The sequence below is a fragment of the Pseudomonas sp. FP453 genome (assembly GCF_030687495.1).
Classification (GTDB): domain Bacteria; phylum Pseudomonadota; class Gammaproteobacteria; order Pseudomonadales; family Pseudomonadaceae; genus Aquipseudomonas.
Genome location: NZ_CP117435.1, coordinates 5,540,350 through 5,555,069, shown reverse-complemented (window position 1 = coordinate 5,555,069; position 14,720 = coordinate 5,540,350). Strand labels below are relative to the sequence as shown.

General features: G+C 62.4%; 15 protein-coding genes and 1 pseudogene. 7 read left to right on the top strand and 9 right to left on the bottom strand.

The annotated features are described in order from the left end of the window. Nucleotides 1-68 precede the first annotated feature (68 nt). The gene (locus PSH87_RS25300) at nucleotides 69-2,147 is read left to right on the top strand and encodes a mechanosensitive ion channel family protein (protein ID WP_305431535.1); all 2,079 of its coding nucleotides are present in this window, start codon (nucleotides 69-71) and stop codon (nucleotides 2,145-2,147) included. 87 nt (nucleotides 2,148-2,234) lie between these two features. Further along, nucleotides 2,235-3,119: a sugar nucleotide-binding protein gene (locus tag PSH87_RS25295; protein ID WP_026136777.1), complete on the top strand. Its 885-nt coding sequence runs from the start codon at nucleotides 2,235-2,237 to the stop codon at nucleotides 3,117-3,119. 140 nt (nucleotides 3,120-3,259) lie between these two features. Here the strand turns inward: PSH87_RS25295 and PSH87_RS25290 are convergent, their stop codons facing one another. The 5 genes from PSH87_RS25290 to PSH87_RS25270 form a co-directional block, all read right to left on the bottom strand. Next, nucleotides 3,260-3,958 carry an OmpW family protein gene (locus PSH87_RS25290; RefSeq protein ID WP_017736650.1) on the bottom strand — a complete coding sequence of 233 codons (699 nt, stop codon included), beginning with the start codon at nucleotides 3,956-3,958 and terminating at the stop codon, nucleotides 3,260-3,262. A 94-nt stretch (nucleotides 3,959-4,052) separates the two neighbouring features. Continuing rightward, nucleotides 4,053-4,574 (bottom strand): DUF3299 domain-containing protein, encoded by a 522-nt coding sequence (locus PSH87_RS25285; RefSeq protein ID WP_305431531.1) that lies wholly within the window; start codon nucleotides 4,572-4,574, stop codon nucleotides 4,053-4,055. Nucleotides 4,575-4,585: 11 nt separating this feature from the next. Beyond that, nucleotides 4,586-5,851 carry an ABC transporter permease gene (locus PSH87_RS25280; protein WP_026136776.1) on the bottom strand — a complete coding sequence of 422 codons (1,266 nt, stop codon included), beginning with the start codon at nucleotides 5,849-5,851 and terminating at the stop codon, nucleotides 4,586-4,588. Between the two features lies 1 nt (nucleotide 5,852). Continuing rightward, nucleotides 5,853-6,563 (bottom strand): ABC transporter ATP-binding protein, encoded by a 711-nt coding sequence (locus PSH87_RS25275; protein WP_017736647.1) that lies wholly within the window; start codon nucleotides 6,561-6,563, stop codon nucleotides 5,853-5,855. 171 nt (nucleotides 6,564-6,734) lie between these two features. Further along, a complete protein-coding gene (locus tag PSH87_RS25270) occupies nucleotides 6,735-7,328 on the bottom strand; it encodes a DUF2796 domain-containing protein (protein ID WP_305431530.1) in 594 nt (197 codons plus the stop codon). Nucleotides 7,329-7,459: 131 nt separating this feature from the next. On the opposite strand from PSH87_RS25270, the gene PSH87_RS25265 reads away from it, so the two are divergent. Next, on the top strand, nucleotides 7,460-7,801 hold the full coding sequence (locus PSH87_RS25265; RefSeq protein ID WP_305431528.1) for a hypothetical protein: 342 nt from the start codon (nucleotides 7,460-7,462) through the stop codon (nucleotides 7,799-7,801). Here the strand turns inward: PSH87_RS25265 and trxA are convergent. The 4 genes and pseudogenes from trxA to PSH87_RS25245 form a co-directional block, all read right to left on the bottom strand. Further along, nucleotides 7,798-8,666 (bottom strand): annotated as a pseudogene (gene trxA, locus PSH87_RS25260) (thioredoxin). The gene PSH87_RS25265 and the pseudogene trxA overlap by 4 nt on opposite strands. 72 nt (nucleotides 8,667-8,738) lie before the next feature. Next, the gene (locus tag PSH87_RS25255) at nucleotides 8,739-9,740 is read right to left on the bottom strand and encodes an Abi family protein (protein WP_305431526.1); all 1,002 of its coding nucleotides are present in this window, start codon (nucleotides 9,738-9,740) and stop codon (nucleotides 8,739-8,741) included. Between the two features lie 251 nt (nucleotides 9,741-9,991). Then, nucleotides 9,992-10,645 (bottom strand): methyltransferase, encoded by a 654-nt coding sequence (locus PSH87_RS25250; RefSeq protein WP_017736642.1) that lies wholly within the window; start codon nucleotides 10,643-10,645, stop codon nucleotides 9,992-9,994. Then, the gene (locus PSH87_RS25245; protein ID WP_026136774.1) at nucleotides 10,642-11,097 is read right to left on the bottom strand and encodes a YbaY family lipoprotein; all 456 of its coding nucleotides are present in this window, start codon (nucleotides 11,095-11,097) and stop codon (nucleotides 10,642-10,644) included. The genes PSH87_RS25250 and PSH87_RS25245 overlap by 4 nt, the downstream gene beginning before the upstream one ends. 139 nt (nucleotides 11,098-11,236) lie before the next feature. Between PSH87_RS25245 and nrdR the strand changes: the two genes are divergently transcribed. Genes nrdR through ribBA form a run of 4 tightly spaced genes read left to right on the top strand, consistent with a single transcriptional unit; the run spans nucleotide 11,237 to nucleotide 14,652 of the window. Continuing rightward, nucleotides 11,237-11,701, top strand: coding sequence for a transcriptional regulator NrdR (nrdR, locus tag PSH87_RS25240; RefSeq protein ID WP_017736640.1), 465 nt, complete (start codon nucleotides 11,237-11,239; stop codon nucleotides 11,699-11,701). After that, entirely contained in the window at nucleotides 11,698-12,834 is a 1,137-nt protein-coding gene (gene ribD, locus PSH87_RS25235) for a bifunctional diaminohydroxyphosphoribosylaminopyrimidine deaminase/5-amino-6-(5-phosphoribosylamino)uracil reductase RibD (RefSeq protein WP_017736639.1), read from the top strand. Before nrdR ends, ribD begins: the two co-directional genes overlap by 4 nt. A gap of 48 nt (nucleotides 12,835-12,882) precedes the next feature. Then, nucleotides 12,883-13,545 carry a riboflavin synthase gene (locus PSH87_RS25230; protein ID WP_017736638.1) on the top strand — a complete coding sequence of 221 codons (663 nt, stop codon included), beginning with the start codon at nucleotides 12,883-12,885 and terminating at the stop codon, nucleotides 13,543-13,545. A gap of 15 nt (nucleotides 13,546-13,560) precedes the next feature. After that, nucleotides 13,561-14,652, top strand: coding sequence for a bifunctional 3,4-dihydroxy-2-butanone-4-phosphate synthase/GTP cyclohydrolase II (ribBA, locus tag PSH87_RS25225; protein WP_017736637.1), 1,092 nt, complete (start codon nucleotides 13,561-13,563; stop codon nucleotides 14,650-14,652). Nucleotides 14,653-14,720 lie beyond the last annotated feature (68 nt).

Genomic DNA, 14,720 nt, shown 5'->3' with positions numbered 1-14,720 from the left:
GGGCGGGGGAACGATCAAGGCCCAAACCCGTCAGTTCCTTACAGACCCTGCTGAAGGAGCCCGGTGTTTTGCTGAACTCAAAGACTGCACTACTGCTCGGTGCGCTGCTGTTGTGCGGCAGCGGCGCACTGCAAGCCGCCGACCCGCAAGCCGAAGCACCGGCCAAGCCGGAACTGCTGGTGGAGGGCGGCCTGCTCGGGGCCATCAGTTCCAGCATCGACAATGTGCAGGACAAACTCGACCTCAATCAGAGCCTGGTCGATGCCTGGCGCCTGCGTGCGGACCGGGCGGCAGACGAAGTAGGGCGGTTGGTGGACCAGACGTCAGAACGTTCGCCATGGAGCGTCGCCGGGGACTTCCTGCTGTTATCCGGGGTGTGGATCGGCGCGTTTGCGTTGCTCACGTTGTTGGGCCGCTGGTTCGTGCGGCGCCTGAGCCGGCGCGCCTTTGTCGAACAACGCGAGCGCCTGCAAGCCGTGCTCGGCTACGTGGTGCCCTATACGCTGCCGGCACTGGTCTGCCTGCCCTTGACGCTTTACGTCAGCCATTTTTTACCCACATCAGTAGGAAGAGCGCTGGCGCTGTGTTTTGCCTACGCCACCAGCAGCGGGATCTTTTCCACGTCGATGCTGCTGTGTGTGATCGTCATGTTCAACCTCGGCCACAAGCGGCCGGCCGTGCAGATCATTCGCGATTATTGCCCCAAGCCGCTGTTCCTCATCGGCTTTCTCGCCGCCCTCAGCGACGCCCTGACCAGCCCGCAAATCGCCCGCCAGCTCGGCGGCAATATCACCAGCAGTATCGCGGTGTTTACCGGCCTGTTTGCTGCGGTGATCTTCGGCGTGCTGGTGGTGCGCCTGCGCCGGCCGGTGGCTCACCTGATCCGCAACCGACCGTTGGCCCAGCGGCTTAAACACCCGGCGTTGCAGCAATCCCTGCGGGTGTTTTCCGGGCTGTGGTACTGGCCGATCCTGTTGATGGTGCTGGTCTCGGCGATCAACCTGATTGGCGCCGGTGACGACAATCAAAAGGCCCTGCGCTGCGCGTTGTTCACGACGATCCTGCTGATCGGCACGGTGTTCCTCAGCACGGTGCTGCAACACCTGTTCAAGTCCCGCAGCCAGGTGGCGATCCAGCGCAGCAGTGCCTATAAGGAACGTTTCCTCAGCCTGTTGCACGCGATTTTGCGTATCGCCATGGCCATCGGGTTTATCGAGATCCTCGGGCGGATCTGGGGCGTCTCGTTGTTTGAGTTTGCCGAGCGCAATTCCATCGGCCGGGCGATCAGTGATTCCCTCAGCAGCATCGGCTTGATCCTGCTGATGACCTGGCTGTTCTGGGTGGTGCTCGACACGGCGATCCAGGAAGCCTTGAAGCCACCCGTCAACAAGCGCTCCAGCCGCCAGCCGAGTACGCGGGTGAAAACCATCCTGCCGCTGGTGCGCAACGCGGTGAAAATCATCCTGGTGGTGATCTGCGCGATCACCACCATGGCCAACCTGGGGATCAACGTCGCGCCGCTGCTGGCGGGTGCCGGGGTGGTGGGCCTGGCGATTGGTTTTGGCTCGCAGCAACTGGTGCAGGATGTGATCACCGGGCTGTTCATCATCATCGAAGACACCCTGTCCATCGGCGACTGGGTGGTGCTCGACTCCGGCCACGCCGGCACCGTCGAAGGCCTGACCATCCGCACCCTGCGCCTGCGCGACGGCAAGGGGTTTGTGCATTCGGTGCCGTTCGGGCAGATCAAGGCGGTCACCAACCAGTCGCGGCAATTTGCCTACGCGTTCTTCTCGGTGCAGTTCACCTACGACACCGATGTGGACAAGGCCGTGGAGTTGATCCGCGAGGCGGGCCAGTCGATCCGTGACGATGGGTTCCTCAAGTACAACCTGCAAGGGCCGCTGGAGGTGTTTGGCGTGGATAGGATGGACCTCAATGGCGTGGTGCTCACGGCGCAGTTCCGTACCGTGTCGGGTGGGCAATATGCGGTGAGCCGTGCCTTCAACCAGCGCTTGAAGAAGCTTGTGGATAACTGCGCCGAGGTGCAGTTTGCGCAGACTTATCCACAGCAGGTGATGGTGCCCGTCAAGGCGGCCCTTGAGCATGAGCCGCCGGAGGCCGGCGCGAAGACAGTTAATCCGTGACGGTTGCGCTACAAACCCGCAAAATGCAACGATTCTGACCAATACTTAATTAGCCATCGTTCCACACTGACCGGGCCTGCACACTCTATGCGAATGCGCCTTATGTTATTGGGCGGCGGGAATGCCCTCGGGCAGGCGCTGATTCGCCTCGGTGCAGAGGAAGACATCGGTTTCCTCGCCCCCAAACCGCCCCAAGACGGCTGGGATGCCGCGAGCCTTACCCAATTGCTCGACGACACCCGTCCCGATGCGTTGATCAACCTCGCCTACTACTTCGACTGGTTCCAGGCCGAAGCCGTCAGCGAAACCCGTCTGGCCGCCCAGGAGTTCGCCATCGAACGCCTGGCCGAACTGTGCCAGCACCACACCATTACCTTGCTGCAACCGTCCAGCTACCGCGTGTTCGATGGCTCCCGTGCCACCGCCTACAGCGAAAAGGACGAGCCGGTGCCCCTGGGCCTGCGCGGCCAGGCGTTGTGGCGTATCGAACAGAGCGTGCGCGCGACGTGCCCGCAACATGTGTTGCTACGTTTTGGCTGGCTGCTGGATGACAGCGTCGACGGTACTCTCGGGCGCTTTTTGGCCCGGGCCGAGAAGCCGGATGAATTGCTGATGGCGGATGACCGTCGTGGCAACCCGACGCCGGTGGATGATGCGGCGCGGGTCATCATCTCGGTGCTCAAGCAACTCGATTGCGCGGCGCCGTTGTGGGGCACCTATCACTACGCCGGCCAGGAGGCGACCACGCCGTTGGCGCTGGGCCAGGCGATCCTCACGGAAGCGCGTACGTTTCATCCGCTGGCGATTGAATCACCCACCGCCCAGGCCCATGCGGCTCGGCCGGACGCGAGTGATGAACCGCAACATGCGGTGCTGGCCTGCAAGAAGATCCTGCACACCTTTGGCATCAAGCCACGGGCGTGGCGGGCAGGGTTGCCGGCGTTGCTGGATCGGTTCTACCGCCATACCTGACACCGCCCCAAACGCAAATGTGGGAGCTGGCTTGCCTTCGATGCAGACACCTCGGAGTTTCAGTCATACCGAGGTGATGCTATCGCAGGCAAGCCAGCTCCCACAGAAGCCAACTCCCACATTTTTTTATGCGGTGTTGCTTAGAACTTGTAGCCGATACCCACCATGTAAACCATCGGGTCCACGTCCACATTGACCTTGGCGCGCGTGCCTTGGCCCAGGGCGTTGTTGTCCACGGTGGCCTTGGTGCTGATGTCGATGTAGCGCGCCTGGGCGTTGATCATCCACTTGTCGTTGATCATGTAGTCCGCACCGATCTGTGCGGCCCAGCCCCAGGAGTTTTCTGCCTTGAAGTTGCTGAAGCCTGCACCCTGGGCGCGGCTGCCGACGTGCTCGTCGTAGATCCAGGTGTAGTTGATACCGGCGCCTACGTAGGGTTGGAAGGCGGACTTGTTGTCCAGCGGGTAGTACACGACGCTCAAGGTCGGCGGCAGGTGTTTCAGGGTGCCGAGCTTACCGTTGGCGGCGCCGAGGGCGGTGCCCTTGATCTTCACGTCGTGCTCGAACGGCGTGGCGGCCAGCAGTTCGATACCGACGTGGTTGGTCAGCATGTAAGCGAAGTTGAGGCCCAGTTGGGTGTCGCTGCTCATGGTCGCCTTGCCGCCCAGGTTGGCGCCGGCCAATGGGCCCTGGTCAACTTTGACGGTGCCGCTGTCGGCCTTCGGGTTCACGGTGATTGCACCGGCGCGAACCAGAATGTCGCCCGCTTCGTGAGCGTGGGCAACCGGGGCGACGAGGGCGAGCGCGAAGAGGGACGCGCCGAGCAGGGACTTGTTCATGGGAGCTCCAAAGGACGTTTAAAAGTTGTAGGTCCAATGGTAAAGATCGTTCCGTGCGGTCTTTTGATTCAGCTCAATGAAAGGGCGATCAGCGTTATTCCTGCAGTTCGTACATGTAAATCTTCTCGGCCTCCATCTGGTAACCGGCATCGGCCAGCTCGCTGGTGGACGGCTTGACCTGCATCGCGCCTTCGATCCAGTACGGCTGGTACAGCTCATCGAGCTTCACGCCGACTTCGCTTTTCACATGCACGATCTGGTTCGACGGCGGCGGCGGCACATGGATGCACGCGCCGAAATACGGCACCAGCAAGAACTCGGTGGTGCGACCTTCTTCGCTGACTTCCAGCGGCACGATGTAACCCGGCAAACGAATATGCTGACCGTCAAGCGCCTGCACCACCGGCGCGTTGGGCAGATCCTGCTTGGCCGCTGGCGCCGCTTCGGCCGACAAGGCATCGGCCATGCCTGACAGATCGTGCAACGGTTTCATGTTTGGCACTTCCGGCGGCGCGTCAGGTGGGATCATCTCCTGCCACGACAAATCCTTGGGCTGGTCGGCGGCCCACACGGGCGCGGATACCAGCAGCAACAACGCAAACAGCGCACGACGCATCGAAGCCTTCCTCATAAACGTATGGACAGGCCGTCGGCCAGGGATTGTCGATAAGCGCGCCACGCGGGCACGCCTCCCATCAACAGCGCGGCGGCCAGGATACCGGCGAGCAGCGTCCATTCATATTCGCTCGGCCACGCCATTGGCAAGTCCAGGCCGTAGTTGGCCTGCAAATAGCCGCGTGAGGCGGCGATGCACACGTACAACAAGCCAACCCCGGCGACCACGCCAGACAGCGCCAGGGCGAAGGCTTCAAAGATCAGCAACGTCGCGATATGCCACGGGCGGGCGCCCACCGAACGCAGGATCGCCATTTCGCGGCGGCGCTCGTTGAGGCTGGTGAGGATCGCCGTGAGCATGCCGATCAAACCGGTCAGCACCACGAACAGCGAGATCACGAACAGCGCTTTTTCGGCGGTGCCCATCATGCTCCACAACTCTTGCAGCGCCACGCCCGGCAGGATCGCCAGCATCGGTTCGCCACGGAATTCATTGATCTCCCGTTGCAGGGCAAAGGTGGAAATCTTGTTGTTCAAACCCAGCATGAACGCGGTGATGGCCTGCGGGGTGAGGTCCATGTTGCGCGCCTGATCGGCGCTGATGCGGCCTTTGCCCTGGGCGGGCACGCCGTTGTGCCAGTCGATATGGATCGCTTCCATGCCGCCGAGGCTGATGTGCAGCGTGCGGTCCACCGGCGTGCCGGTGCGTTTGAGAATGCCGACCACGGTGAAGGGTTTGTCGTCGTGTTTGACCAGGCTCACCACCGCCACGCCGTGGGCCAGCACCAGTTTGTCGCCGAGCTTGTAGTGCAACGCCTCGGCGACTTCGGCGCCGAGCACCACTTCAAACGGGTCAGTGGCGAAGGCACGGCCGCTGGCCAATTCGAGGTTTTGCTTGCGCCCGTATTGATAGTGCTCGAAGTAGGAGTCGTTGGTGCCCATCACGCGGTAGCCGCGATGGGAGTCGCCGAGGGAGATCGGGATCGCCCACTTCACCTGGGGGTTGGCGGCGAAGTGCTCGTAGCTGTCCCAACGGATGTTGTTGGTGGCGTTGCCGATGCGGAACACCGAGTACAGCAACAGGTTGACCGAACCGGAACGGGCGCCGACGATCAGGTCGGTGCCGCTGAGGGTGCTGGCAAAACTGTTGCGCGCCTCGACGCGCACGCGTTCCACCGCCAGTAACAAACAGACGGAAAGCGCGATGGCGAACGCGGTGAGGATCGCGGTAAAGCGGCGGTTAGCCAGGCTGGCCATGGCTAGACGGAACAGATACATCTCAAACCTCTGCGGGCGTGGCGGCGCGATTGAGTTCGGCCAGCGACAGGTGGCGGTCGAACAGCGCAGCCAGGCTTTGGTCATGGCTCACAAACAACAGGCTGGCGCCGGCGTCGCGGCATTCGGCAAACAGTAGCTGAAGGAAAGCTTCGCGGGCGTCGTAGTCCAGGGCCGAGGTGGGTTCGTCGGCGATCACCAGTTCCGGTTGGCCGATCAACGCCCGGGCAGCGGCGACCCGTTGTTGCTGGCCGATGGACAGTGAGTCGGCGCGGCGCTCCAGCAAGTCCTTGTCCTTCAAGCCCAGGTGCGCGAGCAGGGTGGCAGCGGCTTGATCGACACTGCCGTGGCGCTGCTTGGCCCGTTGTGCGCGCAGCTTGGAAAAGTGGCACGGCAACTCGACGTTCTCGCGCACCGAGAGGAACGGCAGCAGGTTGAACTGCTGGAAGATATAGCCGGTGTGGTCCACGCGGAAACGGTCGCGGGCGCCGGCCGACAGTTCGGTGAGTTCCTGGCCGAGCAGGCGGATGCTGCCCTGGCTGGGCTTCTGCACACCGCCGAGCAGGCCCAGCAGCGTGGTCTTGCCACTGCCGCTCGGGCCTTTGAGGAACAGGGTTTCACCCGCTTCCAGGCGGAACGCGGGGATATCCAGCAACTGCGGGTGACCGGGCCAGTTGAAGCCCAGGTCGGACAGTTCGATCAATGCTTGGGTCATGGGAAATCAGTGTCGCCTACTGGCTGGGTTGCAAATGTGGTGCTGGACCCCTGTGGGAGCTGGCTTGCCTGCGATGGCATCACCTCGGTATGACTGAAACTCCAAGGTGTCTGCATCGCAGGCAAGCCAGCTCCCACACAAGCCAGCTCCCACATTGACCGTATGTTCACATCAGAATTTAACGGTGGCTGCCGACGCAGTCGCCTCAACACCTTGCTGACCGCTCGGCCCGATCAGTTGTACCTGAATTTTCTGGGTGGCGGGGAAGGTCTTGAACACTTGGCTCAGGTCGAGATTGCTCAGGGCCGTCGGCGTGGCGCAGGTGAACTGGTAGTGGGCGTGGATTTCGCTGTGGTCGTGATGATGCTCGCCACCCTTGGCGTCGTGATCGTGGTCGTCATCATCGTCGTGATCGGCTTCGGGTTTGTCGCCGAACAGCGGGCTGTTGAGTTCCTGGCTGCTGACCACGCATCCGGCGCCTTTGGGCAGGTTGAACAGGGCCAGCGGGTTTTCCAGCTGTTTGCGCACGGCGGCGACCTTGGCTTTGTCGGCGGGCGTGCTGGCCACGTGTTCAAAACCCACCAGGTTCATCGCCGGGCTGTCCAGTTCAAGCTCCAGGGCCTGGCCGTCCAGCACCGCGTTGAGGCGACCCACGCCATGTTCGTGGGCACCTAGACTGCCGTGTTCGTGGTCGTGCTCTTCATGAGCATGGGCAACCGCCAGTGGCAGCAGGGCAAACGGCAAAGCAAGCAACAGACGGCGCATGGGGCGGCTCCAGGACATGAAAGTTTTGTTATGTGATCTTATAACAATAGTCGCGAGAGTTTGACCGCCTGCTTGGCGTTGCGCAAGCCGCATGGGAGCATGCCAGTCAGAAAAGTGCAGGAGTACGGACGATGTTGCGAATTCGAGGAACCGTTGGCGACCTGCCGGTGGATTTGACCCTGGAGCTGGACGACGGCGATTGGGCACGCCTGGGCGCGCAATTGCAGGCAGCCCCGCTGCCAAGCGTACCGGTAGCGGCGCCGGTCAAACAGGATGAGGATCAGTGGCAGAACGCCCAGGATCTATTGCGCAATGCCGGGCAGCTCAGCGGCCTGGAATTGCTCGATCAATTGGAAGGCTTGGCCGGCGATGCCTCGGCGGGCAAGCGCCTGTTGGTGCGCCTGCGCCACAGCGCCAAGGTCAAGGTCGCCAGCGGCGGGGATACGCCGCTGTACAGCTGGATCGGTGATTAGTACAGCGCCGCGAACAACTTGCGGCGGTACACCGTGACCAGCGGGTGATCGTTGCCCAACAGCTCGAACACCTGCAGCAAGGTCTTGTGCGGCAAGCCTTCGCTGTAGCTGCGGTTGCGGATAAACAACTTGAGCAAGCCTTCCAGCGCCGCGTCGTACTGCTGGCGCGCCAGTTGCTGGATGCTCAGTTGATAGGCCGCTTCATCGTCCTGCGGGTTTTGTGCCAGGCGGCTTTTCAGGTCGGCGGCGTCCGGCAGGTCGGCGGCCTGGCGCAGGAAGGTGATCTGCGCCTTGGCGCCGGCGAGGGCGGCTTTGTGCTCGTCGCTTTCGACCGCATCCAGCACTGTTTGCGCTTCACCCAGTTCGCCACGTTCGGCCAGGCAGCGTGCATACAGGATCAGCGCGGCGGCGTTGGTGTTGTCCTCGCCCAGCAGCGTCACCAGCACGGCCTCGGCATCGCTGATACGGCCTTCGGCAAACATCGCCTGGGCCTGCTCCAACGGATCTGCGGCGGCCGGTGGTGGCATCTGCACATGGGGCTCCAGCATTGCCCGCCGACTCCGGCTGCGCCCCGGCAAACCCGTCCACCGGCTGGCCATCCTTGAACAGCACCACCGTCGGCAGGCTGCGAATGCCAAAGCGCGCGACGATGTCCTGCTCGGCCTCGCAATCAACCTTGGCCCAGCAGCAACTCGCCCTGATAACTCTCGGCAATCTGCGCCAGCAGCGGCATCAACGCCTTGCACGGCGCGCACCACTCGGCCCAGAAATCCACCAGCACGGGCTTGTGGAACGAATTCTCGATGACGGCTTGGTCGAACGTGGCGGTGGTGGCATCGAAGATGTACGGCGTGGGCTCACTCATGGGGCGTCTCGAAGAAAGCGGGAATGGGGCAACTATAAGGGCTGGCGCTGGCTACCGGAAGCTGCATGGCGTTCAGGTGCGAGGTGCGTGCCAAAAAGCGTCTTGATGCCAGTCGAGGGGAAACCCCATCGCCTTGAGGTTGACTTCGGGAAACTCATGGACGAGCTGACACAGGCGCTGACCCCAGCGAGCATTCGGGCTTACCTGATGCATCAGGTGATTCAATATGCAGAGGACCGCGAAAATGCGCGTATGTGGTCCTGGCAGGAAGAGGTGCGCCGGCCACGGGAAATTGGCTTTCTTCGGCAACTCGGGACGAATACCCAATTCCCGGTTCCACATCCGCGAATGATGGGCGCACATGTTTCGGACAGTGGTCAGGGTATGCAGCCAGGACTGCATCAAGGGCGCTGCTAGCCATAGACGCTTGGCAATGGCCTTTTTGTCCGAGTCCCTGGCCAGGCCTTTGTAAAGGTGGGACAAGTCGCCCAGCGTCAGCTCTTCCAACATAGCCCAGCCAGGCATCAAAGGCGGATGGGAGTAAGTTGCCGGGTAATGGCGGGCATAGCTTTCTTTCGCTCTATGGCGTTTAAGTGTGGCTTTTCTGTTGTCGTCCGCATGCAGCTGGTCGATGCGCTCGCATTCTCGCTGGTAGTCACGCGTTGCGTTGGATTGCTTGATCGACAGGGTTGTCAGCAGGCGCTGATGATCGAACGCAGGGTGGAATATCTGCGGGTTGATATACCAGTGACTGCCGTAAACAGGTCCCATGTGGTTACTGATAACGGCGCGCGATGCAACTTCAACGCTTTCGATTGCATCCATGCTCAGTAAACGAAGTCGCCGGTCAAAATCGTAGAGGCGGGTTAGTTGACGAAACTGGCTACCGTTACGAAATCGATGGTCCCTATCTTCTGGTTGTTGGAAGGGTCGCATGTAGGGGCTTAATCGAAAGAAGCTGACTGCCTGCAAAAAGGACTCGGCCCGAGCCTCATTTTGAATATGTAAGCCTCGGCGCTTGAGCAGTTCCAGTTGCGAAGGAACGTCGATGGCAGGCTTGCTGAAGGACCTCATGCCCAAAAAGTACCGGGCATAAAAAACCCGCACAATTTGTGCTTGGCTACTGACGCAACCAGAGGCATGGCGGGTGTATTGCCGCAGAGGTTAGGCAGCGGCCTTACTCTTTGCAAGGCTTTAATAAGCGAAATTGTAAGTGTAGGCATGCTGGTCGATTGTCCAGGCCGCGTGCGAAAGGAGCGTATTGTCCTCGCCGTTCCTATCCCTGTCTCAACCAACCTATTGCCAGAAATTTGTAACGCACGGGCTTATCGCCGCGAGTGGTACAGACTCACCTTGCGAAACTCCCAAGGCTCCGCCAGGTCCGGCAGCGTCAGCGCATCAAGGATCTCCAGCCGCCGATAATCCGCATGCTGAAAGTCGCGCACCCGCGAATCCGCCACCAACGCCTCTCGGCCACGGGTGAGGAATTGATCCAATAACGGCAGGTTGGCGCGGTCGTAAAGCACATCGGCCACCAGGATCAGGTCGAAGCGGTCGGCTTCGGCGAAGAAATCCGCCGAATAACCCAGCGTCACACCGTTGAGTTCGGCATTCGCCCGGCACGCCGCCAGCGCCAGCGGATCAAGGTCGCACGCCACGACTTCCAGCGCGCCGGCTTTGACGGCCGCAATCCCGGCCACGCCGGAACCGGCGCCAAAATCCAGCACGCGCTTGCCGGCCACCCACTCGGGGTTTGCCGCGAGGTAGCGCGCCAGCGCCAGGCCGCTGGCCCAGCAGAAGCTCCAGTAGGGCGGTTCATGCAGGATACGCCGGGTTTCTTCGGGGCTGAAGGCGCGGTCCATGTTGTCCGCATCCAGCAGCCATAACGACAACGCGGTGCCCGGCAGCGGGCAGGGCAGCAGTTGTGCGTCGCCGATGAGTTCGCTCAGTGCCGCTTGCAGGGGCAGCGGTGGTGTCATGGTGCCTTGACGAGTTGCAGGGGGCCGGTGGTCTGGGTGATCGCCTGGGTGATGCGTACGGCGGGCAGGTGCAGGATCAACTGGCCGGACTGGCTGGCGCGGCCGCGCACTTCAACGCGGGCACCGGCGGGGAAGGCCTCGGGGTTGAAGCGCAGGCGGAAGGCCAGGGGCTTGCCGTTGCCGGTCAGCACGCTGCTGGCGAGCAGTTGTTGTGGGCGCGAGCGTTCGTCGATCACCAGCAGGGCCATCTCGACTTCGGCGCCGGCGGGCACGTTGGTCAGGCTGCCGTTGATTTCACGCTGATAGGCCGGCAGTGGGCCGAGGTCTTCAATGCCCGGGACCTTTTTCTCTTGCGCCGGCACCGGTTGCGGCGTGGACGGTTTAGGGGCTTCGCTGCTGCAGGCGACCAGGAAACCGAACAGGGTGAGCAAGACAAGTGGTCGTAACTGCATGTACGGCTCCAGAAAGGGCAAAATCCGTGGCTTTAAAATCAAGAAACATAATAGCCAGTCTATATACCGTAAAGGCTATGGCTTGTCTTGCCACGGGGATGCGCTACCATGGCCCTCCCTTTTTTTGTTGCCTGCCACCATGCACTGTCCCTTCTGCGGTGCCAACGACACCAAGGTCATTGACTCACGTCTGGTCGCCGAGGGCGATCAAGTGCGTCGCCGGCGCGAATGCCTGGCCTGCGGTGAGCGTTTCACCACCTTCGAAACCGCCGAACTGGTATTGCCGCGCCTGATCAAGTCCGACGGCAGCCGCCAGCCTTTCGACGAAGACAAACTGCGCGCCGGTATGCAGCGCGCCCTGGAAAAACGCCCGGTGAGTGTCGAGCGCCTGGAAGCCGCGCTGGTGCATATCAAGCACAAGCTGCGGGCGACCGGCGAGCGCGAGGTCAAGAGCCTGGTGGTTGGAGAGCTGGTGATGGGCGAGCTGCAAAAGCTCGACGAAGTTGCCTATATCCGTTTCGCCTCGGTGTATCGACGCTTCCAGGACCTCAACGAGTTCCGCGAAGAAATCGACCGCCTGGCCCGTGAGCCTGCCAAACAATGACCCCACCGTCTGCCGAACAAGCTGTCCTCGACGCCCACTACATGGCCCGCGCCCTCGAATTGGCGCGCAAGGGCCTGTACACCACCCATCCCAACCCTCGGGTCGGCTGCGTGATCGTGCGCGATGGGCAGATTGTCGGCGAAGGGTGGCATGAACGCACCGGCGAGCCCCACGCCGAGCCCAACGCCCTGCGCGCCGCCGGTGACAAGGCCCGTGGCGCCACGGTGTACGTGACCCTCGAACCCTGCAGCCACCACGGCCGCACGCCGCCCTGCGCCGATGCGCTGGTGAGTGCCGGCGTGGCGCGGGTGGTGGCGGGTATGCAGGACCCGAACCCGGAAGTGGCGGGGCGCGGTATGCAGCGTCTGGCCCAGGCCGGGATCGAAATCTGCAGCGGCGTGCTGGAAAGTGAAGCGCGTGCGTTGAACCCCGGTTTCCTTAAACGCATGGAACACGGCCTGCCGTTTGTGCGGGTCAAGCTGGCGATGAGCCTGGACGGCCGCACCGCGATGGCCAGCGGCGAGAGCCAATGGATCACCGGTCCCGCCGCCCGTGCCGCCGTGCAACGCCTGCGGGCCGAGGCCAGCGTGGTGCTGACCGGCGCCGACACCGTGCTGGCCGACGGTGCGCGCCTGACCGTGCGCGCCGCCGAGTTGGGCCTGGATGCAGAGACCACCGCACTGGCCATGTCGCGTCCGCCCTTGCGCGTGTTGATCGATGGCCGCTTGCGCGTGCCGCTCAACGCGCCGTTCTTCAAGGCCGGCCCGGCGCTGGTCATTACCTGTGTGACGCCGGAAAACCAGTTCCCCCGTGGCCCCGAGTGCCTGGTGGTGCCGGGCGTCGAGGGTCAGGTCGACCTGCGTTCGGCGCTGGTGGCCCTGGCGGCCCGTGGCGTCAACGAAGTGTTGGTGGAAGCCGGCCCAAGCCTGGCGGGCGCCTTTGCCCAGCAAGGCCTGGTGGATGAGTACGTGATTTTCATCGCCGGCAAGTTCCTCGGCTCCGCCGCGCGGCCTTTGCTGGACTGGCCGCTTGAGAAATTGGCGGACGCCCCCCAACTCAAGATCACTGAAATGCGCGCTGTAGGCGATGACTGGCGAGTCACTGCCATCCCTGTGCCAGCAGCGAGCGTATAATTCTGACCGGGCGCTCAAGAGCCCCGCACCGTTTTCCAGGAGAAGGCCATGTTCACCGGCATCATCGAATCCATCGGCAGCATCCGTGCCATGACCCCAAAAGGCGGCGACGTACGCCTGTCGGTTGAAACCGGCAAGCTGGACCTCGGCGACGTCAAACTGGGCGACAGCATCGCCATCAACGGCGTGTGCCTGACGGTCATCGAGTTGCCAGGCAACGGCTTTGCCGCCGACGTCAGCCGGGAAACCCTGGACTGCACCGCGATGAACGACCTCAAGGCCGGCAGCCCGGTCAATCTGGAAAAAGCCCTGACCCCGACCACCCGCCTGGGCGGCCACCTGGTCAGCGGTCACGTCGACGGCGTCGGCGAAGTCGTGGCCCGCAGTGAGAACGCCCGTGCAGTCGAATTCCGCATTCGTGCGCCGAAGGAACTGGCCAAGTACATCGCCCACAAAGGCTCGATCACCGTCGATGGCACCAGCCTGACCGTGAACGCCGTGAACGGCGCCGAATTCGAACTGACCATCATTCCCCACACCCTCAGCGAAACCATCATGGCGTCTTACCAGCCAGGCCGCCGGGTGAACCTGGAAGTGGACTTGCTTGCCCGTTACCTGGAGCGCCTGTTGTTGGGCGATAAGGCCGCAGAGCCAACCGGAAGTAACATCACCGAAAGTTTTCTGGCCGCTAACGGCTACCTGAAATCCTGACCAAGGGGGTGCCGCGTGGCGCTCAATAGCATCGAAGAACTGGTTGAAGACATCCGCCAAGGCAAGATGGTCATCCTGATGGATGACGAAGACCGCGAGAACGAAGGCGACATCATCATGGCCGCCGAGGCGTGCCAGGCCGAGCACATCAACTTCATGGCCAAGCACGCCCGCGGGCTGATCTGCATGCCCATGAGCCGCGAGCGCTGCGAACTGCTCAAGCTGCCGTTGATGGCGCCGCGCAATGGTTCGGGTTTTGGCACCAAGTTCACCGTGTCCATCGAAGCCACGACGGGTGTTACCACCGGTATCTCCGCCGCTGACCGCGCGCGCACCGTGCAAGCCGCTTCCGCCAAGGACGCCAAGGCCGAAGACATCGTCAGCCCCGGCCACATCTTCCCGCTGATGGCCCAGCCCGGTGGCACCCTGGCCCGTGCCGGCCACACCGAAGCCGCCTGCGACCTGGCGCGCATGGCCGGTTTCGAGCCAAGCGGGGTGATCTGCGAAGTGATGAACGACGACGGCACCATGGCCCGTCGCCCGGAACTGGAAACCTTTGCCGCCGAACACAACCTCAAGATCGGCACCATTGCCGACCTGATCCACTACCGGATGATCCACGAACGTACCGTTCAGCGGATTGCCGAGCAGCCACTGGACAGCGAACTGGGCCAATTCAATTTGGTGACCTACCGTGATTCAGTGGAAGGCGACGTGCACATGGCCCTGACCCTGGGCACCATTTGCGCCGAAGAGCCGACCCTGGTGCGTGTGCACAACATGGACCCGCTGCGCGACCTGCTGATGGTCAAGCAACCGGGCCGCTGGAGCCTGCGCGCCGCCATGGCTGCGGTTTCCGAGGCCGGCAGTGGCGTGGTGCTATTGCTCGGCCACCCGCTGGATGGCGATGTGTTGCTGGCGCATATCCGCGAAACCGCCGACCACGCGCCGGTAAAAAAACCGACCACCTACAGCATTGTCGGTGCCGGTTCGCAGATCCTGCGTGACCTCGGTGTGCGCAAAATGCGCCTGATGAGCGCACCCATGAAATTTAATGCCATATCCGGTTTCGACCTGGAAGTAGTAGAATACGTGCCCTCCGAATAAAGGCCGGCGATCCTTGCCCCTTGTTCGCGGTTAAATCATCACTAAGGGACGCCGTTTGCGCGTCCCGG

Coding starts and splice junctions, on each gene's coding strand:
- PSH87_RS25295 (WP_026136777.1), top strand. CDS start 2,235: ATGCGAATGCGCCTTATGTTATTGGGCGGCGGGAATGCCCTCGGGCAG.
- PSH87_RS25290 (WP_017736650.1), bottom strand. CDS start 3,958: ATGAACAAGTCCCTGCTCGGCGCGTCCCTCTTCGCGCTCGCCCTCGTC.
- PSH87_RS25285 (WP_305431531.1), bottom strand. CDS start 4,574: ATGCGTCGTGCGCTGTTTGCGTTGTTGCTGCTGGTATCCGCGCCCGTG.
- PSH87_RS25280 (WP_026136776.1), bottom strand. CDS start 5,851: ATGTATCTGTTCCGTCTAGCCATGGCCAGCCTGGCTAACCGCCGCTTT.
- PSH87_RS25275 (WP_017736647.1), bottom strand. CDS start 6,563: ATGACCCAAGCATTGATCGAACTGTCCGACCTGGGCTTCAACTGGCCC.
- PSH87_RS25270 (WP_305431530.1), bottom strand. CDS start 7,328: ATGCGCCGTCTGTTGCTTGCTTTGCCGTTTGCCCTGCTGCCACTGGCG.
- PSH87_RS25265 (WP_305431528.1), top strand. CDS start 7,460: ATGTTGCGAATTCGAGGAACCGTTGGCGACCTGCCGGTGGATTTGACC.
- PSH87_RS25255 (WP_305431526.1), bottom strand. CDS start 9,740: ATGAGGTCCTTCAGCAAGCCTGCCATCGACGTTCCTTCGCAACTGGAA.
- PSH87_RS25250 (WP_017736642.1), bottom strand. CDS start 10,645: ATGACACCACCGCTGCCCCTGCAAGCGGCACTGAGCGAACTCATCGGC.
- PSH87_RS25245 (WP_026136774.1), bottom strand. CDS start 11,097: ATGCAGTTACGACCACTTGTCTTGCTCACCCTGTTCGGTTTCCTGGTC.
- nrdR (WP_017736640.1), top strand. CDS start 11,237: ATGCACTGTCCCTTCTGCGGTGCCAACGACACCAAGGTCATTGACTCA.
- ribD (WP_017736639.1), top strand. CDS start 11,698: ATGACCCCACCGTCTGCCGAACAAGCTGTCCTCGACGCCCACTACATG.
- PSH87_RS25230 (WP_017736638.1), top strand. CDS start 12,883: ATGTTCACCGGCATCATCGAATCCATCGGCAGCATCCGTGCCATGACC.